This is a genomic window from Streptomyces sp. 8N616 (assembly GCF_052246385.1).
In the GTDB taxonomy this organism is placed as follows: Bacteria; Actinomycetota; Actinomycetes; order Streptomycetales; family Streptomycetaceae; genus Streptomyces.
The window spans coordinates 24,294-45,990 of sequence record NZ_JBQQBY010000039.1; the positions used below are offsets into that span (position 1 = coordinate 24,294).

General features: G+C 72.2%; 15 protein-coding genes and 1 riboswitch. Of the genes, 7 read left to right on the plus strand and 8 right to left on the minus strand.

Annotation, left to right across the window (positions count from 1 at the left end):
• The first annotated feature begins 127 nt into the window (after positions 1–127).
• On the plus strand, positions 128–481 hold the full coding sequence (locus tag ACTWQC_RS29035; protein WP_443318800.1) for a hypothetical protein: 354 nt from the start codon (positions 128–130) through the stop codon (positions 479–481).
• Between the two features lie 81 nt (positions 482–562).
• Here the strand turns inward: ACTWQC_RS29035 and ACTWQC_RS29040 are convergent, their stop codons facing one another.
• Positions 563–1,687, minus strand: a complete 1,125-nt coding sequence (locus ACTWQC_RS29040) for an NlpC/P60 family protein (protein ID WP_443318801.1) — start codon at positions 1,685–1,687, stop codon at positions 563–565.
• A gap of 38 nt (positions 1,688–1,725) precedes the next feature.
• Positions 1,726–1,895, minus strand: a riboswitch (cyclic di-AMP (ydaO/yuaA leader).
• Positions 1,896–2,146: 251 nt separating this feature from the next.
• Here ACTWQC_RS29040 and pcrA point away from each other — a divergent pair.
• A complete protein-coding gene (gene pcrA, locus ACTWQC_RS29045; protein WP_443318802.1) occupies positions 2,147–4,717 on the plus strand; it encodes a DNA helicase PcrA in 2,571 nt (856 codons plus the stop codon).
• An 87-nt stretch (positions 4,718–4,804) separates the two neighbouring features.
• Here the strand turns inward: pcrA and ACTWQC_RS29050 are convergent, their stop codons facing one another.
• The gene (locus ACTWQC_RS29050; protein ID WP_443318803.1) at positions 4,805–6,466 is read right to left on the minus strand and encodes a M23 family metallopeptidase; all 1,662 of its coding nucleotides are present in this window, start codon (positions 6,464–6,466) and stop codon (positions 4,805–4,807) included.
• Between the two features lie 227 nt (positions 6,467–6,693).
• The gene (locus ACTWQC_RS29055) at positions 6,694–7,662 is read right to left on the minus strand and encodes an esterase/lipase family protein (protein WP_443318804.1); all 969 of its coding nucleotides are present in this window, start codon (positions 7,660–7,662) and stop codon (positions 6,694–6,696) included.
• A 241-nt stretch (positions 7,663–7,903) separates the two neighbouring features.
• Between ACTWQC_RS29055 and ACTWQC_RS29060 the strand changes: the two genes are divergently transcribed.
• Positions 7,904–8,314 (plus strand): cobalamin B12-binding domain-containing protein, encoded by a 411-nt coding sequence (locus ACTWQC_RS29060; RefSeq protein WP_443318805.1) that lies wholly within the window; start codon positions 7,904–7,906, stop codon positions 8,312–8,314.
• A gap of 64 nt (positions 8,315–8,378) precedes the next feature.
• Here ACTWQC_RS29060 and ACTWQC_RS29065 read toward each other — a convergent pair whose 3' ends face one another.
• Together ACTWQC_RS29065 and ACTWQC_RS29070 are read right to left on the minus strand one after the other, a co-directional pair.
• Positions 8,379–10,352, minus strand: coding sequence for a DUF5691 domain-containing protein (locus ACTWQC_RS29065; protein WP_443318806.1), 1,974 nt, complete (start codon positions 10,350–10,352; stop codon positions 8,379–8,381).
• A gap of 202 nt (positions 10,353–10,554) precedes the next feature.
• Positions 10,555–12,000: an SWIM zinc finger family protein gene (locus ACTWQC_RS29070; protein ID WP_443318807.1), complete on the minus strand. Its 1,446-nt coding sequence runs from the start codon at positions 11,998–12,000 to the stop codon at positions 10,555–10,557.
• A gap of 257 nt (positions 12,001–12,257) precedes the next feature.
• Here ACTWQC_RS29070 and ACTWQC_RS29075 point away from each other — a divergent pair, with 257 nt between their 5' ends.
• The 3 genes from ACTWQC_RS29075 to ACTWQC_RS29085 all read left to right on the plus strand — a co-directional run bounded on the left by ACTWQC_RS29075 (position 12,258) and on the right by ACTWQC_RS29085 (position 17,856).
• Entirely contained in the window at positions 12,258–13,331 is a 1,074-nt protein-coding gene (locus tag ACTWQC_RS29075; protein WP_443318833.1) for an ATP-binding protein, read from the plus strand.
• A gap of 434 nt (positions 13,332–13,765) precedes the next feature.
• On the plus strand, positions 13,766–16,540 hold the full coding sequence (locus ACTWQC_RS29080; protein ID WP_443318808.1) for a DUF5682 family protein: 2,775 nt from the start codon (positions 13,766–13,768) through the stop codon (positions 16,538–16,540).
• Positions 16,537–17,856 carry a VWA domain-containing protein gene (locus ACTWQC_RS29085; protein WP_443318809.1) on the plus strand — a complete coding sequence of 440 codons (1,320 nt, stop codon included), beginning with the start codon at positions 16,537–16,539 and terminating at the stop codon, positions 17,854–17,856. The genes ACTWQC_RS29080 and ACTWQC_RS29085 overlap by 4 nt, the downstream gene beginning before the upstream one ends.
• 52 nt (positions 17,857–17,908) lie before the next feature.
• Here the strand turns inward: ACTWQC_RS29085 and ACTWQC_RS29090 are convergent, their stop codons facing one another.
• Complete coding sequence (locus ACTWQC_RS29090) at positions 17,909–18,517, minus strand: TetR/AcrR family transcriptional regulator (protein ID WP_443318810.1); 609 nt, start codon at positions 18,515–18,517, stop codon at positions 17,909–17,911.
• A 127-nt stretch (positions 18,518–18,644) separates the two neighbouring features.
• Between ACTWQC_RS29090 and ACTWQC_RS29095 the strand changes: the two genes are divergently transcribed.
• Positions 18,645–19,040 (plus strand): nuclear transport factor 2 family protein, encoded by a 396-nt coding sequence (locus ACTWQC_RS29095; protein WP_443318811.1) that lies wholly within the window; start codon positions 18,645–18,647, stop codon positions 19,038–19,040.
• 58 nt (positions 19,041–19,098) lie between these two features.
• Here the strand turns inward: ACTWQC_RS29095 and ACTWQC_RS29100 are convergent, their stop codons facing one another.
• Both ACTWQC_RS29100 and ACTWQC_RS29105 read right to left on the minus strand, forming a co-directional pair.
• The gene (locus ACTWQC_RS29100) at positions 19,099–19,980 is read right to left on the minus strand and encodes a peptidoglycan-binding protein (RefSeq protein ID WP_443318812.1); all 882 of its coding nucleotides are present in this window, start codon (positions 19,978–19,980) and stop codon (positions 19,099–19,101) included.
• Positions 19,981–20,018: 38 nt separating this feature from the next.
• The gene (locus tag ACTWQC_RS29105; RefSeq protein WP_443318813.1) at positions 20,019–21,656 is read right to left on the minus strand and encodes a DUF6519 domain-containing protein; all 1,638 of its coding nucleotides are present in this window, start codon (positions 21,654–21,656) and stop codon (positions 20,019–20,021) included.
• Positions 21,657–21,697: the final 41 nt, after the last annotated feature.

Below are 21,697 nucleotides of genomic sequence, written 5' to 3' on the forward strand. Positions count from 1 at the left end.
GCACTGAACAGAAGCGGCGGGTGAACTCCCGGGTGCTGCCGCCTTCTTGGTGCGGCCGTGACCGAAGCGGCGATTGAGGCGCACCTCGGTGGAGAGCGGTGCTACGGGCCCGGCTACGCTCCGCCGCATGGACGTACTTATCAGTGTCTTCGTCGGCCTGCACATCATCGGCATCGCGGCCCTGCTCGGCGGCTTCCTCACGCAGATGAAGGCAATGAGCGCCGGAACGGCCCGCTTCAACCCGGCCATGCTGCACGGCGCGCTGACCATGCTGATCACGGGCGTCGCGCTGGTCGGCCTCAACCAGGCCGACGACCAGGCCGTCAACAACGTCAAGATAGGCGTGAAGCTCGCGCTTCTGGTCGTCATCCTCGGCCTGGTCTACGTGAAGCGGGACGAGGAGAAGGTCGACAAGGCGGCATTCGGCACGGTCGGCCTCCTCACCATCGCCAACATCTTCATCGCCGTCCTCTGGACCTGACCTGCCGATCCGGCGGGGCGGGCCCCCGGGGCGCACGAACGCTCCCGGGGCCCCTCCCGCGCGGCTGTGCAGGCACGTGGGCTATGCGGGGCGGACGCTGCCGTAGATCGGCATGTACGTGATCGCCTCGGTGCGGACGTTCGCGCCCGGCTTCGGTGCATGGATCATCTGGCCGTCGCCTATGTAGAGCCCGACGTGGCTGATGTCGTCGTAGAAGAAGACGAGATCGCCCGGCTTCAGGTCCTCCGTGGCGACCCGCGTGCCGACCTTCACCTGGTCCCAGGTCGTGCGCGGCAGCGAGACCCCGGCGTACTTCCAGGCGGCCTGCGTGAGCCCCGAGCAGTCGTACGAGTTCGGGCCTGTCGCGCCCCACACGTACGGCTTGCCTATCTGGGCCCGCGCGAAGTCGATGGCCTTGGCGGCCTTGGTGGCGTACGAGTCGGCGCCCGAGTCCGTACCCGAGTCCGAGCCTCCGTCGGTCGAGCCGGAGCCGTCGTTCTGCTCCTGCTCTTGTTCCTGGCGCGCCTTCTCCGCCTGCTGCCGCGCCAGTTCCTCCGCCTTGCGCCGGGCCTCGGCCTCCCGCTTGCGCTCGAGCTCCGCCAGCCGCGCCTTCTCCTCGGCCGTCAGCTTCGACAGCAGCTCGCGCGCCTCCGAGAGCTTGCCCTGCACGGACTCCTTGGTGGTGCGGAGCTCCTTCTGCGACTCGGTCAGCGACGCGAGGCTCTCGGTGGCCTCGGCGCGCTTCTTCGACGCGGCCTCCTGCTCCGTCTGGAAGTCCTCGACGGCCTGCCGCTGCCGGCCGGTCATCCGGGACATCAGATGGTCCTGGTCGAAGTAGCCCTGCGGGTCGTCGGCGAGCATCATCGTCGCCGTCGAGGCCATGCCCCCGTTGCGGTACTGCGCGGCCGCGTAGCTGCCCAGCATGCGCCGAGCCTCGTTGAGTTTGTCCGTCCGCTTCGCGACGTCGTCGAGCAGCCGGTCGACCTTGGTGCGCTGCTTCTCGCTGCGCTCCTTGGCCTGGTTGTACTGCTGCGTTGCGGTGCCGGCCTGCCGATAGAGCTCGTCGACCTTCTTCTGGACTTCCTCGATGCTCTGCTTCGGCTCGTCCGGCGCGGCCTGCGCGCTCTGCGAGAGCAGGCTGACCGAGGCGAGGGCCGCGGTCGTCAGTCCGACGGCCGCGCGGCCGGAACCGGGGGACGTGAACATTCGAGTCCGCCGTTTGCGGTGCGACGCCAAGGCGCGCGACTCCTTCCGTGGACCGCCTACCGGGTTAGCTGTCGGGTTCGGGCGATCGGAAGGCTGCCCTACGGCCACCGCGCGCCGCCACGCTCTGACACGCGGGCGTGCGGGGGCCGATTCACCCCGGTCGTACGTTGGGTCCCCGGCTCCGGATGCCTTCGGGCGTCCTCAGGACGTCCTTCGGGCAGCGCCGGACTCGGCGGAGGCTGCCCGTGCCGACGCGGTCGCCGGCAGGGGGATCGGGCCGCCTGAGCGAGCACGGTAGCCAACGTGTGGGGCGGTTGTGAAGGCTGATGTTCGATATGCCCGAAACCTTTTCGTGACCTTTCTGCGGCGCGATCGTTTAGGGCGAAATGCGACCCTCCCACAGCGGAGGGGCGGGAACCGGCGTGGGCTGTCAGCCCCGCGGCCTAGACTCGGTGAACGATGAGCAGCCTCTTTGACGACAGCTTCCTGGCGGACCTCGAGCACCCGGCAGAGCCCCCGGCCGGACTCCCGGGGCCGGGTCACCCTGGCCACACGGGTCCCTCCGGCCACGCTGGCCACTCGAGCCACCCCGGCGAGGAACACCCGCCCCCGCCGCCCGAGGACAGTGGCCCGGAGGAGATCCCGGCCGGCCTCTTCGCGGGCCGCTTCGACGCTGCCGCCGACGAGGATGCGCGGGAGCGCTACTACCGCAACGGCGCCCCGCGGCCCGCCGTTGACCCCGCCGCGCTGCTCGAGGGGCTGAACGAGCAGCAGCGCGCCGCCGTCGTCCACACCGGCTCTCCGCTGCTCATCGTCGCCGGCGCCGGATCCGGCAAGACCCGCGTGCTGACGCACCGCATCGCGTATCTGCTGGGCGCGCGCCGCGTGCACCCCGGCCAGATCCTCGCGATCACCTTCACCAACAAGGCCGCGGGCGAGATGAAGGAGCGCGTCGAGCAGCTCGTCGGGCCGCGGGCGAACGCGATGTGGGTGTCCACCTTCCACAGCGCCTGCGTCCGCATCCTGCGCCGGGAGAGCAAGAAGCTCGGCTTCACCTCCAGCTTCTCCATCTACGACGCCGCCGACTCCAAGCGCCTGATGTCCCTGGTCTGCCGCGACCTCGACCTCGACCCGAAGCGCTACCCGCCGAAGTCCTTCAGCGCCAAGATCTCCAACCTCAAGAACGAGCTCATCGACGACGAGGACTTCGCGGCGCAGGCGAGCGACGGGTTCGAGAAGACCCTCGCCGAGGCGTACGCGCTGTACCAGTCGCGGTTGCGCGAGGCCAACGCGCTGGACTTCGACGACATCATCATGACCACCGTCCACCTGCTCCAGGCGTTCCCGGACGTTGCGGAGCACTACCGGCGCCGCTTCCGCCACGTGCTGGTGGACGAGTACCAGGACACCAACCACGCGCAGTACACGCTGGTGCGCGAGCTGGTGGGGACCGGGGAGACCGCGCCCGATCTCAACGTGGCCGAGCTGTGCGTCGTCGGCGACGCCGACCAGTCGATCTACGCCTTCCGCGGCGCGACCATCCGCAACATCCTCCAGTTCGAGGAGGACTACCCCGACGCCACCACGATCCTGCTGGAGCAGAACTACCGCTCCACGCAGACGATCCTCAGCGCCGCGAACGCCGTCATCGAGCGGAACGCCAACCGCCGCCCCAAGAACCTGTGGACGGAGGCGGGGGCGGGCTCCGCGATCACCGGCTATGTCGCGGACACCGAGCACGACGAGGCCCAGTTCGTCGCCGACGAGATCGACCGGCTGACGGACGAGGACGAGGCCAGGGCGGGCGACGTCGCCGTCTTCTACCGTACGAACGCCCAGTCCCGTGTCTTCGAGGAGATCTTCATCCGGGTCGGGCTGCCGTACAAGGTCGTCGGCGGCGTGCGCTTCTACGAGCGCAAGGAGGTCCGCGACGTCCTCGCCTACCTGCGGGTGCTCGCCAACCCCGAGGACACCGTGCCGCTGCGCCGGATCCTCAACGTCCCCAAGCGCGGTATCGGCGAGCGCGCCGAAGCCATGATCGAGGCGCTCGCGCTGCGCGAGAAGATCACCTTCGCGGAGGCGCTGCGCCGCGTCGACGAGGCGTACGGCATGGCGGCGCGGTCGGCGAATGCGGTCAAGCGGTTCAACACGCTGCTGGAGGAGCTGCGGACGATCGCCGAATCGGGCGCGGGACCGGCGACCGTGCTGGAGGCGGTGCTGGAGCGCACGGGCTATCTGGCGGAGCTCCAGGCCTCCACCGACCCGCAGGACGAGACGCGGATCGAGAACCTCCAGGAACTCGCCGCCGTGGCGCTGGAGTTCGAGCAGGAGCGCACGGAGGAGAACCCGGGCACGCTCGCCGAATTCCTGGAGCAGGTCGCCCTGGTCGCCGACTCCGACCAGATCCCGGACGAGGACGAGGGCGAGGGAGGCACCGGCGTCATCACGCTGATGACCCTGCACACCGCCAAGGGCCTGGAGTTCCCGGTCGTCTTCCTGACCGGCATGGAGGACGGGGTCTTCCCGCACATGCGCGCGCTCGGCGACACGAAGGAGCTGGAGGAGGAGCGCCGGCTGGCTTATGTCGGGATCACGCGCGCGCGGGAGCGGCTGTATCTGACGCGGTCGACGATGCGCAGCGCATGGGGCCAGCCATCGTTCAACCCGCCGTCCCGGTTCCTGGAGGAGATCCCGGACACGTTCGTGGAGTGGCGGCGTACGGGTGCTTCGACGCCGTCGGCTTCGGCGACGGCCGGGCTGAGTTCCCTGCTGTCGACTTCGCCGTCCGCGTCGTCCTCTGCGTCCTCGCGCTCGAGGGCGGGCGGGCCGAGCGGTTTCGCGACGCGCAGGGCGACGGACCGGCCGGTGATCGCGCTGGCGGTCGGCGACCGCGTGACGCACGACCAGTTCGGACTGGGAACGGTGATGTCGGTGACGGGCAGCGGACACGACGCGAAGGCGACGATCGACTTCGGCGACGAAAAGCCGAAGGTCTTGCTGCTGCGCTACGCGCCCGTAGAGAAGCTATAGAACAACCCGCTTTTGTGGGCATTCGTTCCGCGGGGCGATGGGGGCACCCCCATCGCCCCGCGGAACGAATGCCCACACCCTGGTGTGTCAGGTCGGTTCGATCCCGTGGCTGCGCAGCCACGGAAGCGGGTCGATGGCCGAGCCACCACCCGGCCGCACCTCGAAGTGCAGGTGCGGTCCTGTGGAGTTGCCGGAGTTTCCGGAATACGCGATGACGTCCCCCGCCTTGACCGAGCCGGACCGGATCTTGGTGCTGCTGAGGTGGCAGTACCAGGTCTCGGTGCCATCGGGGGCCGTGACTATGGCCATGTTCCCGTAGGCGAGGTTGTACTGCGTCCGGACGGTGCCGTCCGTGGCGGCCATGACCGGCGTGCCGTAGCTGACCGGGAAGTCGATGCCGGTGTGCACGGACATCCAGTTGATGCCCGCCTGGCCGTAATACGCGCTGAGCCCGTGCTGCTCGACCGGGAGCGCGTACTTCGGCCGGAGCGCCTCCCTGCGGCGCGCCTCCGCCTCCTTGCGCTTCTTCTCCTCCAGCTGGCGCTGCTTGAGGTCGATGCGCTCCTGGGTGCGGCTGGCGCGGTCGGCGAAGTCGTCGGCGTCGGCGGTGAGCGACGCGAGCTGGGTGTCGAGCTTGTTATTGGCCGCCGCGGACTGCTCGGCGGGGGGGCCGTGGGCGGCCTGTGCGCCCTTCGCGCCGCCTTTGTCGCTGTCGATGCCGCTGACGGAGGCGGCGGCGATTCCGGCGACCCCCATGACGGCAACGGACGGGACGGCGACGGTGAGCATGGCGGAGCGGCGGGCGGGCATGCGGCGACGGGCCCGGCTGCTCGGGCCCGGGCGGCGCTGTACGGGAACGGTGGCGACTCCGCCTCCGTTCCAGTTGGCTCCATCCGCGTCGACTCCGCCCGCGTACTCGCCCTCGTGGCCTTCGTCCGGGGCGACTTCGGCGTGTGCGGCCGCTTCGCTGAAGTCGGCCGCGGGGTAGTCGGCTCCCGGAGTCTCAGCCGGAGCCGGGGCTTCGTCGCCCGGCTCCTCCAACGCCTCGAAGACAGCGGTGTGTTCAAGCTCGGCTGCCGGCGCCGGGTCGTACGACGCCTCGGCGTACGAGTCCTCGGCATACGCTGCCGCGTCCCACTGCGTCGAGTCGTACTGCCCGGCGTCCTGCTGAGTGAAGTCCGACTGCGTGAAGTCCTGCTGTGCGAAGTGGTGCTGGCCGGACTCGTATGAGCCGGTGGTCCACGCCGTCGCGTCCCACTGGCCGCTGTGGCCGACTTGGCCGAGGTGGCCGTCCTGCGCGCTCGTGTCGATGGACTCGACGGGTGCCGGCCCGGCCTGGTGCGGAATGCCGCCGGCCCACGCCGCGCCGGCGTCGTAGCCGCCGGTCTCATACGAGGCGGCCTGATAGGCGTCGCCGCCGTACGTGCCGTAGGAGCTGTAGGCGTCGTAACCGCCGGTCTGCTGGGCGCCCGTGCCCCACTGCGCGGTGTCGTACTGGCCCGAGGCGTACTGGCCCGAGTCGTAACTGCCCGAGCCCGAGCCGTACGTGCCCGGCAGCGCGCCGAAGAGCGGGTCGTCGTCGCCGTACGCGCCGCTCAGGCTGTCGAAGGTACCGGTGGAATAACCGTCGTACCCGGCGGCATAGCCGCTGTGGGCTCCCTGCTGCTCATACGTCGTATAGAGCCCGTACGAGGCGTCGGGAGTGTGGACGGTCGGGGTCGAGCTCCCCGACGGGTGACGGTCGTTCACCACCAACTTCTCTTTCGCCTCGGCAACAGGAGCTGGGGGTCTGGGGGCTCCCCCAGGGCGGTGCAGTGCGGTGACTGTACCCGGCGGTATGCGGCGCCGACAATCTTCAGCAGGTTTCGGGCTGCCGGGGAGCGGGCATTTGGCCGCCTTTCGGCGGACTGCGCACCGGAGTTTGGCCGGGCGTTCGAATTCAGTTCGAGAACCCTTCACACCCGGGCGCGGTGGTTTCAGGCGACCGAGGCCGTCTCCGAGTCGCCGCCGCCGTCCGAGGCCGCGGCGTCCAGCGCCTGGCGGATCCCCGCCGCGACCGCGCCGTGCACCGGCAGTGCGAGGTGTCCGATCCCGCTGACCTGGACGTTGTGCGTGATCAGGTCCGGGTGATGGATCTGGGCGGTCTCCAGCGGGGCCATCAGCTGGTCCAGGTCGCTCCAGAAACTGACGAATTGGGTGGTGCAGCCGGGAGCGGGCTGTGTCAGTTCCTCGATCACATCGGAGTCGGGGAGCATCTGGCGCAGGATGGGGTGCGCCGACAGCAGCGCTACGGCCCGGGTACCGGAGTGCGGCGTACCGAGCGTGACCAGGGTGCGGATGCGGACGTCGCCGCCGAGTCGCTGGACGTAGTAGCGGGCTATGAGGCCGCCCAGGCTGTGCCCCACCACATCCACCTTGGCGTGGCCCGTGCGCTCGCAGACCTCCTCGATGTGCTTGCCGAGCAGGGCGGCCGCGGCCCGTATGTCGAAGCTCAGCGGCGAGTAGTTGAGAGCTTCAACCTGATCCCAGCCGTGCTGGCGGAGGGAGCGGCGCAGGAGCACGAAGACGGAGCGGTTGTCGATGAAGCCGTGCAGGAGGAGGACGGGCAGGCGGTCGGCCTGTGCCGCGTCGGTCGTGGGCAGGCGGGGCGCGTCGGGGGCGTCCTCCGGTTCCTCATCCGAGGTGTCGTCGCTCGGGGCGCTGTCCGGGGCGCCGTCCGGCAGGTCGGACGTCGCCGCCGAGTCCGAGGACTGGGCGGGCACCGGTGGTCGGCCCTGCGCGTCCTGGGCGCTCGACGTGTCCGGAGGGCCCGAGGGGCGCTCCTGGATTACGCCGGTGGGGTAGAGCACGGCGTGACCGGCGAGAATCGCCAGGTCCAGGGCCGTGGCCTTGATGAGCGCGGCGGAGGGGCGGAGAAGACTCGGAAGATTAGGCAAGGCCCCCATGACCGACCTCCCGACCGGCACGTGAGGGGGACGGCTCCGTCCCCCGTGTGCCCTCACGGAGAGCCGGTGTGAGAAAGGCCGGTGCGGCTCGGCTCCGGCCCTGCTGCGGCTCTCCTGCAAAACTGTCCCACAGTGTGATTTCCCCCTCGGCCGCGTCCGCGAAACTGCCCGGTGAGGGATGCTGGAGATAACGTTCGTTCACGTATGCGTGCGGTGACGGCAGAGGTACATGGAGGCAGGGATGGGTGTGTCGGGTCCGATCCGCGTGGTGGTGGCCAAGCCTGGGCTCGACGGCCACGACCGCGGCGCCAAGGTCATCGCGCGGGCGCTGCGGGACGCGGGCATGGAGGTCATCTACACCGGTCTGCACCAGACCCCTGAGCAGATCGTCGGCACGGCGATCCAGGAGGACGCGGACGCGATCGGCCTGTCCATCCTGTCCGGTGCGCACAACACGCTCTTCGCGAAGGTGCTGGAGCTGCTGAAGGAGCGCGACGCGGAGGACATCAAGGTCTTCGGGGGCGGCATCATCCCCGAAGCGGATATCGCTCCGCTCAAGAAGCTGGGCGTCGCGGAGATCTTCACCCCGGGCACTCCGACCAGCGACGTCGTGGCGTGGGTCCAGGCCAACGTGCGCCAGCTCGCGGCGTAGCGCACCCTGGGCTGAGAGGCCGGGGGCCTCTCAGCTGTCACCGTTCCGGTTGACCGTTGACCGGCTACGGTCCGTGGCCGGCGTCAGGGTGGTCGACCGCAGGGTCGAGGTCTGCGGGCTCGAGGTCTGCGGGGTGGTCGACCGCGGGGTCGAAGTCTGCGGGCTCGAGGTCCGTGGGGGCTGCGAGTTCTCGGTGCATCGTGGCGCGCAGGCGGAGGGTGCCGACGAGGCGCTGGAAAGCTTCGGACCAGTAGCCGCCCGCGCCCGGAGAGGCGCTCTCCGTTTCATCCGGTATCGCGGTGAGCAACTCCACCCGGTCGGCCTGTGCCGGGTCGAGGCACCGCTCGGCCAAGCCCATCACGCCGCTGAAGCTCCAGGGGTAGCTGCCCGCGTCCCGCGCGATGTCGAGGGCGTCCACGACGGCCCGGCCGAGCGGCTCGGCCCACGGCACCGTGCACACGCCGAGGAGCTGGAACGCCTCCGAAAGCCCGTGTGCCGCGATGAACTCCGCGGCCCATGCCGCCCGTTCGCCCGGCGGAAGAGCGGACAGCAGTTTCGCCCGCTCACCCATCGAGGCCGTGGCGGCGGTCGCGCCGGACGGGCCGGCCGCGCCGGACGCCGCACCGGGCGGGCCGAGGAGCGCCCGTGACCATTCGCTGTCCTGCTGCCGTACCGCGGCGCGGCACCAGGCGGCATGCAGGTCCGCCTGCCAGTTGTCGGCGACCGGCAGCGCCACGACCTCCGCGGGGCTGCGGCCGCCGAGCCGGTCCTTCCAGCAGCTGAGCGGCGCGGACTCCACGATCTGGCCCAGCCACCAGGCGCGCTCACCGCACCCGGACGGCGGCTTCGGCGCGACCCCATCGCGCTGCATCGCCGCGTCGCACGCGTGGGGTGCCTCTACGGCGATCACCGAGGCGGCACCCGTACGGTCGAGGGCCACGCAGGCAGTGGCCCGCTCGGCCATGCGGGTCGCGAGGGCGGAGCCCGGGAGGGCGGACAGCAGCTCGGCGGCGGTCGCCCGGACGTTGCGGCTGCGGTCCGACAGGGCCTGCTCGAGGAAGGGCTCGTCGGCGGGGGAGAGCCCGGTGCGCAACGAGTCGACGAACATCAGCCGGTCCTCGGCCCGTTCCCTGACCCAGGTCGATCCGAGCAGCGCGAGCGCGGCGGCGGGGTCGCGGCGCCGCAGCGCCGCGAGGAGCGCGACGCGCTCGGCGAACAGGCCTTCCTGCCAGGTCCGTTGGACGGCATCGGACTCGGCGTTCCCGGGCTGGCCTGTTGCGGGTTGGCCTGTTGCGGGTTGGCCGGTCCTGGGCTGGGCGCTTCTGGGCTGGGCGGCGCTGGGCTGGGCGCTTCTGGGCTGGGCGGCGCTGGGCTGGGCGCTTCTGGGCTGGGCGGCGCTGGGCTGGGCGCTTCTGGGCTGGGCGGCGCTGGGCTGGGCGCTTCTGGGCTGGGCGGTGCTGGGCTGGGCGCTTCCGGGCTGCCAGGTTTCGGGCAGGCCGGATCCGCCGGCCGCCCCGCGCAGTGCGAACCTCCAGTCCGGGTTGAGCCGTGCCAGCCACAGTGCGCGGGGGCCGCCGAGGGCGAGCGCGTCCTGGCGCAGGTCGGTACGGGCACGGGCCGCGTCGAGGAGCGCGGGCAGGAGTGCGGCGGGGGCGCGATAGCCGTGGTGGTTGGCGGCGGTCAGCCACTGGGGGAGGAGCTCGGTGAGGTCGGGCGCGGTGCCGCGGCGGCCACCGCTGTTGCCGGGGGCCGCGGCGCGGTTGGCGAGCAGCGCCGCCAGGCGCCGCTGCGCGGCGGGCGGCAGCGGCGGCCGCCCGTCCTCCGGCGCCACCGCGGGCCGCTCCCGCGCCGGGGCCGGGCGCAGCCCTGCCCGGCGCCGCACGGTGCTGACCGCGGCGGCGTCCAGCAACGCGGTCGTGGGCTCCCGCTCGTGCGCGGCGCTTCCGGATACGGGCGGCCTACGCCGCTCGGTCCCCAGCAGCGCGGCGCTGACAAGTGCCTCCCAGGAGGCGGCGGGCTGTTGTGTGGTTGTCGTCATGTGTCCCCTGTGTGGTCGTCGTCATATGTCCCCCTGTGCAGTTCCCGCTGGTCCGAAGTCCGGTGCTCTGAAGCCCGCCTCGTTGAGCGTGCCCACGCGCGCGAGTCCGGCGCTGGAGGGGCGGGCGGTTGTGAGGCGGCACGCGGGGTCGCGTGAGTTGTCGTTGTGGGGCTGGATGGCTGTGTCGGTGGGTGGTGGGTGGTCATAGCGGGACTGGTTCCGTTGTGGTCGGGGGCCAGGCCGTCAGAGGGATGAAGCCGCGGTGGCCGCATTCGCCGAAGACCGTGACCGGCGTGCCACCGGAGACGGCGGCGAGCTGCCAGAGGCCCGTACGGCCCAGGCAGCGCGGGTCCACTGGGAGGGCGTCGTCGGCCGCGTCGGCGACCTGCCATCCGTCGGGGGCGGGTATCGGTACGACGTCCGACAGCACCACTGGCCAGGCGTCCACCCAGGGGTCGTCGCGCACCGCGTCCCCGTAGGCCGCGAGGGTCTCGCCGACCGTGCAGCCCGGTGGCGGGCCGTCCGCCGCCGGGGCGGCCGGTGGTGCGAACTGCGTGCCCAGGGCGGCGCGGAGTGGCCGGACGCCCGGGTAGAAGGCGAGGTCCGCGTCCAGCGAAATACCAGGGGGCAGGGCGAGTTCCGGCGCGCGCCCGGCCGCGCCGAAGGAGAGCAGCATCGCCATCCGCCCCGTGCCCGCACCGCGCAGCCAGACCCGGCGGGTGGTCAGCGCGCCGTCCTCGCTGTCCCGCAGGCCCAGCACCAGCCAGCGGTCCCGGATGGCCGCGCCCTCCGTGGCGACCAGCTCCGCCTTGTCCGTCGTGAGACCTACCCGGGAACGGATGGTTGCCGCGAGCGGCGCGGGCAACCGGGAGATTCCGAGGAACCCCTCGTCCAGCAGGTGCAGCAGGGCGCACTCCTCCAGCAGCCGGGCCGGCCACCCGTCGCCCGAGGCCGCGATCGCCCCCAACTCCCGTACCCGCGCGGCCAGTCCCGGCGCCTGGGCGTCCACCATGCGGGCGGCCGTCTCGTCCCAGGCCGCGTACCCCGCGCGGTCCGCGCCCGCGAGCCCGCCGCGCAGCAGATCGGCGAGGCGCTGTTCCAGTTCGGACGCGCCTGCGGCCATCCGCTCCGCGCGGCGCTCGGCCCGCCGCTTCGCGGCTTCGGAGTCCGAGCCCCGGCCGCCGCTGCCCGCACCGGCGGCGGGGGCGGCCGCCGTCCTCCGCTCGGCGCGCTGCCGGCGGCCCGCGAGCCACGACTCGGCCCACTCAGGGGGTTTCTCCCCGTCCGGCACCGCCGCGGGGCCGTCGGCCCAGAGGAGGAGCAGCCCCAGAGCGTGCTTGCACGGGAACTTCCGGCTCGGGCAGCTGCACTTGTATCCCGGGACCGGCGCGGATGCCGACGCCGGGACCGGGCCCGGGGCCTGCCCCGCGGCCGTTCCCGAACCCCCCGTCCCGTCGTGGACCGCCACGACCGTCTGATACGGCTTGCTGCCGCTGCCCTTGCACAGCCCCCACACCGCCCCCTCGCCCGCCCCCGTCGCGGACCACGGTCCCGTCACCCCGAGCCTGCTCCCCGCGCTGCGTGACGCGGCGTCAGGAGCCAGTGCCAGCACCTGCTCCGCCGTCCAGCGCACCCCCAACTCAGTCATGCGAACAAAGCTACGGTCCGGCACTGACAATGGCGTCTGACCTGCTGTTTTGCCGGGGCGCGATGGCGGTGAAGGGCCGATTGTCAGTGGTGGGGTGCACGGTTGACGCACGTCATGCGACAAGCGCAGCCGTGCGAAGAGGGGGAGCCGTGACCGCCACCACCGCCGCGACGACCACGATCACGACAGCCACAACGAACGCAACCGCGACCACGACCACGACCACACCCACGTCCACCGCCACCGCGACCGGTCAGGTGCTCCGGCCGCACGCCGAGGACACCTTCGCCGACGAGCTCGAGGCGCTCGCCGCGGCCGACGACCGCCCGCGCCCTGCCCGCTGGCGGTTGTCGCCGTGGGCCGTGGCGACGTATCTGCTCGGCGGCATGCTTCCGGACGGCACGGTGATCACACCCAAGTACGTGGGTCCGCGCCGCATCGTCGAGGTCGCCGTGACCACGCTCGCCACCGATCGCGCGCTGCTCCTGCTCGGCGTCCCCGGCACGGCCAAGACCTGGGTGTCGGAGCACCTGGCAGCGGCCGTGAGCGGCGACTCGACCCTGCTGGTGCAGGGCACCGCCGGGACGCCCGAGGAAGCCCTCCGCTACGGCTGGAACTACGCCCAGCTGCTCGCCCAAGGCCCGAGCCGCGACGCGCTCGTGCCCAGCCCGGTCATGCGGGCGATGGCGGAGGGGATGACCGCCCGCGTCGAGGAGCTGACCCGCATCCCGGCGGACGTGCAGGACACGCTCATCACCGTGCTGTCGGAGAAGACCCTGCCCATCCCGGAGTTGGGCCAGGAGGTGCAGGCCGTCCGGGGGTTCAATGTCATCGCGACCGCCAACGACCGCGACCGCGGCGTCAACGAGCTCTCCAGCGCGCTCCGCCGCCGCTTCAACACGGTCGTGCTGCCGCTGCCCGCCACGCCCGACGCGGAGGTCGACATCGTCTCCCGCCGGGTCGACCAGATCGGCCGTTCGCTCGATCTGCCCGCCGGCCCGGACGGCATCGACGAGATCCGCCGCGTCGTCACGGTTTTCCGCGAACTCCGGGAGGGCGTGACGGCGGACGGCCGTACGAAGCTCAAGTCCCCGTCGGGCACCCTCTCGACGGCCGAGGCGATCTCCGTCGTCACGAGCGGGCTGGCGCTCGCGGCCCACTTCGGCGACGGGGTCCTGCGCGCGGGTGACGTGGCGGCCGGCATCCTCGGCGCGGTCGTCCGCGACCCGGCCGCGGACCGCGTCATCTGGCAGGAGTACCTCGAAGCGGTGGTTCGCGAGCGCGAGGGCTGGAAGGACTTCTACCGCGCCTGCCGTGAGGTGACGGCGTGAGCCCGGGTGCGGGCACGACGGGTACGTGTGAGGGCGCAGGGATGGCCACGAGCGCGGGTACGGCCGCAGGCGCGGAGACGGCCACCGGCGCGAGCGCGGCAACTCGTGCCGGTACGGCCGCCCGCGCGGATAGGGCCACTGGCTCGGGCACGGCCACCCGCGTGAGTGCGGCCGCTTGCGCTGGTATGGCCGCCCGCGCGGATAGGGCAACCGGGGCGGAGACGGCTACTGGTGCGGGTATGGCCACGCGCGCGGATGCGGCCGCTTGCGCCGGTATGGCCGCCCGCGCGGATGCGGCCGCTTGCGCCGGTATGGCCGCCCGCGCGGATAGGGCCACCCGCGCGAGTGCGACCACTCGCGCTGGCACGGCCGCACGCGCGGGTGCGGGTGCCCGTGCGGGCGCGCGGGTTGGCGGGTGGCCCCTGCTGCTCGGTGTGCGGCACCACGGGCCCGGGTCAGCCCGAGCCGTACGGGAGGCGCTCGACCGGCACCGGCCCCAGGCCGTACTCATCGAGGGGCCGCCCGAGGCGGACACCCTCGTCGCGCTCGCCGCGGACGAGAACATGCGGCCGCCCGTCGCGCTCCTCGCGCACGTCGCCGACGACCCCGCATGCGCGGCGTTCTGGCCGCTGGCCGAGTTCTCCCCCGAGTGGGTGGCGATCCGCTGGGCTCTGGCCCACGGCGCGGAGGTCCGGTTCATCGACCTCCCCGCGGCGCACACGCTCGCGCTGAGCGGCAGCGGCGAGGACGGGGCGCTCGCCCCCGGCTCGCCCGAGCAGCCCGACCGGGAGCCCGCCGCCGAAGGCGACGGCACAACTGAGGAGCGCCTGCGCATCGACCCGCTCGCCGTCCTCGCCGAGGCCGCCGGGTACGACGACCCGGAGCGCTGGTGGGAGGACGCGGTCGAGCACCGGACACCAGGCGACCCAACCGACCGGGCGCGCACGGCCCATCCGCCCGCGGACGCCGCCCCATCGCCCCGGGCAGCCGCCGACCCCGACGGCCCGCGGACGCACACCACCCATGAGCCGTCGGGCGTCGAGACCGCGCAAGCGGGACAGGCACCGCCTGGGCGCACCGCCGGTGCGGAGCGACACGGTCCGGGCTCCCGGGGTGACGTCGATAGCGACATCGACATCGACGTCGCGGAGTGCGCAAACCGCCGCGATGTCAGTTCCGGGGGCGGCGACCGGAGCGGGCCCCGGTCCGGTTCCCGGGACGGCTCCTGGACGGGAGGCGGGGAACGGGAGGGCGGAGAGTCGTCGGCCGCCGGGCCTGCGGGTGTTGGGCCGCACCCTGCTGCCTCGGGAGGGGACCGGGGCAGCGCGGATGCCGCCGCTGCCGGGAGTGCGCTTGGCGCCTTCGAGGCGCTGGCGGAGGCGATGGGCGCGCTGCGCGAGACGTACGGGGACGGCGGGTACGAGCGCGATGCCGTGCGCGAGGCGCACATGCGGCTGCGGATCCGCGACGCGCGGCGCGCGTTCGGGGACCGCTTCGCCGTGGTGTGCGGCGCCTGGCACGTGCCGGCGCTGACCCGGCGGACCACCGCGACGGCCGACCGGCAGCTGGTCAGGGGACTGCCGAAGGCCAAGGTCGAGCTCACCTGGGTCCCTTGGACCCACCGGCGGCTCTCGCGGCACAGCGGCTACGGTGCCGGGATCGCCTCGCCGGGCTGGTACGGGCATCTGTTCAACGCCCCCGACCGCCCGATCGAGCGCTGGATGACGAAGGTCGCGGGGCTCCTCAGAGACGAGGACCACCCCGTCTCCTCCGCCCACGTCATCGAGGCCGTACGGCTCGCCGACACCCTCGCCGCGATGCGCGGCCGCCCGCTCGCGGGGCTCGCCGAGACGACCGATGCGGTGCGCGCCGTGATGTGCGAGGGCTCGGATGTGCCGCTCGCGCTCATCAGGGACCGGCTGGTCGTCGGCGACGTACTGGGCCAGGTGCCGGACTCGGCGCCCGCGGTGCCGCTGCAGCGCGATCTGACGCGGGCTCAGCGGACGCTGCGCATCAAGCCGGAGGCGGCGGAGCGCGAGCTGGAGCTCGACCTGCGCAAGGACACCGATGCCGGGCGCAGCCGCCTGCTGCACCGGCTGCGGATACTCGGCATCGCGTGGGGCGAGCCGGTGGCCTCGCGCGGGGGGCTCGGGACGTTCCGGGAGTCGTGGCGGCTGCGCTGGGAGCCGGAGTTGTCGGTGCGGGTCGCGGAGGCCGGGGTATGGGGGACGACCGTGTCCGCCGCGGCGACGGCCAAGGCCGAGTCCGAGGCGGCCTCCGCCGCCTCCCTGGCCGAGGTCACCGCGCTCGCCGAGCGCTGCCTGCTGGCCGGGCTCCCGGACGCCCTGCCGGTCGTGATGCGGGTGCTCGCCGACCTGGCCGCACTCGACCCGGACGTCGGACATCTCGCGCAGGCCCTGCCCGCGCTGGTCCGCTCGGTACGGTACGGCGACGTGCGCGGCACGGACTCGGCCGCCCTGACCGAGGTGGCCACGGGCCTGGCCGAGCGCATCTTCGTCGGCCTGCCCCCGGCCTGTGCGGGCCTCGACGCGGACGGCGCCGCGGAGATGCGACGGCATGTGGACTCCGTCCACACGGCCGTGAGCCTCCTGTCCGAGACGGCGGCCGAGAGCGACACGGCCCGGCGCTCCGAGCCCGCCCTCCGTGAGCGGTGGGTCGCTGTGCTGGGCGCGCTCGCTCGGCGGGATGGTGTAGGCGGGGTGATACGGGGGCGGGCCGGACGGCTGTTGCTGGATGACGGGCGGCTCGCGGAGAGCGAGGCGGCGCGCCTCATGGGGCTCGCGCTGTCCCCGGGCACCGCCCCCGCGGAGGCGGCCGCCTGGATCGAAGGGTTCGTCGGCGGCGGAGCCGGGGGCGGCATGCTGCTCGTTCACGACGAGCGGCTGCTCGGGCTGATCGACGCGTGGCTCACCGGTGTCCCGGCGGAGTCCTTCACCGACGTCCTGCCGCTGCTGCGCCGCACGTTCGCCGCGTACGAGCCGGGCGTACGGCGCACGCTCGGCGAACTCGTCCGGCGCGGACCGGAGGGGCACGGCGGCGCGGTTGGTGGCGCGGCCGGCGGTGCGGCGGTCGGGACCGTACGCGGCTTCGGCCCCGGGCTCGACCCGGACCGTGCCGACGCGGTGCTCCCTACGCTGCGCTTGCTGCTCGGGCGCGACGACAACGACCTTGTGGAGGTAGGCAGATGAGCGACCGTACGACAGCGGCCTCCGGGGCTGCCCCGACCTCTGCTACGCCGGGTGCGGGTCGGTGGTGCCCACCCTCCCCCAGCGCTTCGCCTGGGTGGGGGTCCCCCCGGCGAAGCCAGGGGGAGTACCCCCAGCCCCGCGGAACGACTGCCCACCACCTTTCAGCCACTGACGCCGCTGAGCGGCTTCGGCGGTGGCGGCTCGTGCTCGGGGGTGGGGAAGGTGGCGACGGGACCGGGTGTGCGCTCGGGGGGCGGGATGCGGCCATGGACCGGACCCTGGCCGCGCTCTACGGGAGCGACGGCCAGGGCTCCCATCGCCCGGACCGCAGCAGCCGGTCCGCCGGGCTCGGGGGCTCGGCGCCGCAAGTGGCCCGCTGGCTGGGGGACATCCGTACGTACTTCCCGACCTCCGTCGTGCAGGTCATGCAGCGGGACGCCATCGACCGGCTCGGGCTCTCGTCCCTCCTCCTGGAGCCGGAGATGCTCGAGGCCGTCGAGGCGGACGTCCATCTCGTCGGCACGCTGCTGTCCCTCAACAAGGCCATGCCCGAGACGACCAAGGAGACCGCCCGCGCCGTCGTCCGCAAGGTGGTCGAGGACCTGGAGAAGCGGCTGGCGGCCAGGACCCGGGCCACCCTCACCGGCGCGCTCGACCGGTCCGCCCGCGTCAGCCGGCCCCGCCTCCGGGACATCGACTGGGACCGCACCATACGGGCCAACCTCAAGAACTACCTGCCCGATCACCGCACCGTCGTGCCCGAGCGGCTCATCGGCTACGGCCGCGCGGCCCAGGGCGTGAAGAAGGACGTCGTCCTGTGCATCGACCAGTCCGGTTCGATGGCCGCATCCGTGGTCTACGCGTCCGTCTTCGGCGCGGTTCTGGCCTCGATGCGGTCCATCGCGACGCGCCTTGTCGCCTTCGACACCGCCGTCGTCGACCTCACCGACCAGCTGGACGACCCGGTGGACGTCCTCTTCGGAACCCAGCTCGGCGGCGGCACCGACATCAACCGGGCCCTCGCCTACTGCCAGTCGCAGATCACCAGGCCCGCGGACACCGTCGTCGTGCTCATCAGCGACCTCTACGAGGGCGGCATACGCGACGAGATGCTGAAGCGGGTCGCGGCGATGAAGGCGTCCGGCGTGCAGTTCGTGGCGCTGCTGGCGCTGTCCGACGAGGGCGCGCCCGCGTACGACAGGGAGCACGCGGCGGCGCTGGCCGCCCTCGGCGCACCGGCGTTCGCCTGCACGCCCGACCTCTTCCCCGAGGTGATGGCGGCGGCCATCGAGAAGCGGGCACTTCCGGCGGTGTAGCCGGCGGGTCGCGCAGCGCCGATCCATCCGACGGGCGGTGGCGGAACGAGTGTCAGGTGTCGTGTGCCAGACCTGAGATGAGTTGCTCGATAACCGCCCTGATGTTGCTCTCCTCTTGTGGCGAGTCTCCGAACTTGGCGAGATATTGAGACGCCTCGTCCAAGGCACCCACGATGACGAGCGCCAGGGGCCGAACGGCTTGCGTCCGGATCCGACCTGCCTCGACGGCACCGGAGAGGGAATCCTCCAGGCGACCGATGGTGTGCTGAAGCTCGATCTCGCGCCAACGGTGCCAGCCGAGAACCGCCGGGGCATCGAGGAGAGCGATACGTTGCACCTCCGGCTCCGCCGAAGCGTCGAGCCAGGCGAGGCAGCCCACGATCAGGTTCTCGATCGGATCGGTCGATCCCGATGCGGATACAGCCGAGCCGATGGTCCGAACCAAACTGCGTTCGACGTCCTCGAATACCGCCTCGAAGAGCTCTCGCTTGTCGGCGAACTGGTGATACATCGCGCCCCGGCTCACACCGGCGGCATCCGCAATCGCAACGGTGCTGACCGAACCGTAGCCAAGTTGGCCGAACAGCTTCCGGCCGGCCTCGAGCAGCGCTTGCCGCGTCGCTGCGGAGCGCTCGGCTTGGGTTCGGCGATCAGCGCTCATGCTCACCCGGCATCATGCGTTCAGCTCTATTTCTGGCCGGCTTCAGTTTACGGAACCTCTTGACGGACGAACGACCGGGAAGTTACATACAGTCTGTCTGTTTGTCCATGGAACCGGAGGCCAGACGATGACCGCTGCCACCCGCGACCTGTTCGAGCGCTACCACGCGGCCTGGGAGGCCCGCGACCCCGATCGGATCGTCGAACTCCACACGGCCGACTCCGTGTTCCATCTGCACTCGGGCCAGACCCCCGCGCGCGGGCGAGCGGCCATCCGCGAGGCGGCAGCAGGGACGCTTGCGCTTGTCCCCGACCTCACATGGGAACTGGTCGCACTGCGCGCGGGGGAGGACTTCTGGGTTGCCCAGTGGAAGCTGACCGGGACGTCTGCGGCCGGTGCCGCAGTCGACGTCGACCTCGCGGACTTCGTCCTGGTCGAGAACGGGGCGGTGAAGGAGAAGCACTCCTACGTCGACGGAGTGGCGATGCAGGCCGCGCTGGCGCCTGCCGAGGCCGGCTCATGACACGCGGCGTCGGCCGCAGGACACCGGCGCCATGCGCCGGCGTCCTGGCCGCGTCGTCCTATACGTTCGGCACCTTCAACTTGTCCCAGCTCGTCTTGCCCGGGATACCGTCCGCGTCCTTCCCCGAGAAGCCCAGCTTGCGCTGCCACGCCGCGTAGGACTTCTTGTCCGCGTCCGACCACTCCGGGCTCGGGCCGACCTCGTAGCGTCCGCAGCCCTCGGCGACGAGGCGCTTCCCCATCGCCGTGATGATGTTGCTGGTGCGGCCGGGGCGGAAGAAGTCGGCGCCCGGGAACGGCTCGTATTTCGCCGGCGGTTTGGGCGCCGGTTCGGATGGGCCGTCCGGTTGGCCGCCCAGGCGTTTCGCGATCCGCTCGCGCATGGAGCGCATCGTGAACCCGCGCGGGTCCTGTTTGCCCGGCTGCCACTCGAGGTGTCCGATCACGGACTTCTCGGTCCAGCCGTGGGCCCGGCAGATCGCGGCCGACGCCTTCTCGATCGCCAGCTTCTGCACCTCCGGCCACGGGTCTTTCCCGTCCCCGAGGTTGATGCACTCGAAGCCGTAGAAGTGCCGGTTGCCGTCCGTGTCGGCCTCGTTGTCGGGTGGCAGGCCGGTCTCGTTGATGACTGCGCGCAGCACGTCGCCGTCGCCCAGTCCTGCGTGGTTGGCGCGGCCGTTGCCGACCAGCCACACCTCGCCCTCCTTGTCGATGACGCCGAGGCACAGGGGCCCCGGCAGGGCCGAGTGGCCCTCGTAGCAGAGCTCTACGGAGTTGCTGGTGCCCTTGGTGACGGTGTGGTGGATCATCACGCCGTTCACCGGGCCCCACGGGCCCTTGTGATTGCGGTTATGAGTGCGCCAGTTGCGGTACTCGTGGACCACAAGTCCCTCGTCGCGCAGGATTTTCACGAGTCGAGAGGCGCTTAGGGGCGTGGCCATGGTGGTGTGCTCCTTCCGGTACGGATCATCGGCTCTCCCTACAGCTGTTCTTCGGCCTCCCCCTCTGTCCACGCGCCCGCACCAGCGCTCGCCCCAGCGCCCGCATCAGGGCCACCGACCGCACCAGCGCCCGCGCGCGCCTCCGCCGCCTCGCGCGCCTCCGTCTCCGCCAGTGCCGCCGCCTCAGCCGCAAGTGCCTCCTCGCTCGCCGCAGGGACGGGCGCCGCCAGCGGACCGAAGGACTGCCGAAGGTCCGACTCCGACTGCTCGCTGAGCACCCAAGCCAGCGGCGCGTAGTGCACCTGAACGCCGAGCGGGGCCCGAAGCAGCGGCTTACGGGCCTCGTTCACCGGCCATTCGACGCTGCCCGTGGTCGTGCGCGCAGGGATCAGCCAGTAGTCCCCTGCCCTATACGTACCCTCTGCGGCGAAGTACACCTCCACGCCGTCCTCCAGAGGCAACCAGCGGCCCTCCTCGACCTTGACCGCGCCGTGCTTCAGCCGCGCCGGAGCCCCGCCCTTGCCGCGCCGCGAACCCTCCCGGTGGTCCCAGCGCCGCAGAAAGGGATGCAGTTCCGGCCGGCGCCCGACGCCCGGCTCCGGCTCGGCGGACAGCCGCACCCGCCGCCCCGGCAGGTCGAGTTCCTCGACCCGCAGCAGCGGCAGCGGCTCGAGCCGGCTGCTGTAGGCGGTGTCCACGAACTCGACCCAGTCGCCGACGTTCAGATCGAGCTTGTCGTCGCTGCCCAGCGATGCCAGCTCCACCCACGTACCGTCCAGGCCGTCCACCGGGAAGACCACGGAGCCGTTCTCCCGCGACCACTTGAACGTCGCGTCCTCCGCCGTCCCGCCGTCGTGCACCTCCACCCGGTACAGCTGGTTCTCCGGGCCCCGGTAGCGGGCGTCCGGCTTCACCAGGCACGGGTCCTCGTCCGCGTGCTCGGGCCGCTCGCTGCGCGCCGCCAGCCGCGACCCCGGCAGCGCGGCCTTCGCCGCCCACCGGCCGAACGCCGCCCGGACCGCGTCCTTGTCGCCGCTCCCGTCCTCCAGGTCCAGCTTCGAGCCCTCCAGCGCCAGCACCTGCCAGACGACCTTCGTACGGGCCGCGGTGTCCGGCAGCGCGGAGCCGAGCGCCACCTCGCGCAGCGCCGGGTCCTCGGCCGCGGTCACCGAGCGCTCCCACACCTTCAGATAGACCAGGAACGGGAGGCCCGTGGGCAGCCGGTCGCCGGGCCGCTCCGGGTCCCGGTACCCGTCGGGCTGGTCCCAGTACGTCCACGTCCTCGGCGGCTCGGGCGCCGCCCCCGCCCCGCCCTGCCCGCCGTCCTCGTCCCTGTCGTGGCCGTCGTGACCGTCGTGGCCGTCGTCGTCGACCGCCGTGCCGGGCTGCGGCCGCGTCGCGTCGACCAGGATGCCGTCGACGTAGTAGCGGCCGCCGCCGATGGTCAGGTCGTCCAACTCCCGGTTGCCGCTGAGGAAGTTGATTTTGAAGCCGGTGGCCCCGGCCGGGCCGCCGTGCTGCCCGATCAGGTCGGCGGCGGTCGTACGGGCCTGGTAGAGCTGGATGGCCGTGTTCTCGTTGGCGTCGGCGTCGAGCTGTACGCGGCCCTGCTGGGCGACCACCGCCGAGTAGTGCCGGTCCGGCCGGAAGGTGATGCGGGAGATGTCAGCGTGCATGGGAAGGGGTCCCCCTCGTAAGTTTCGTCAGTCTGCTGTGG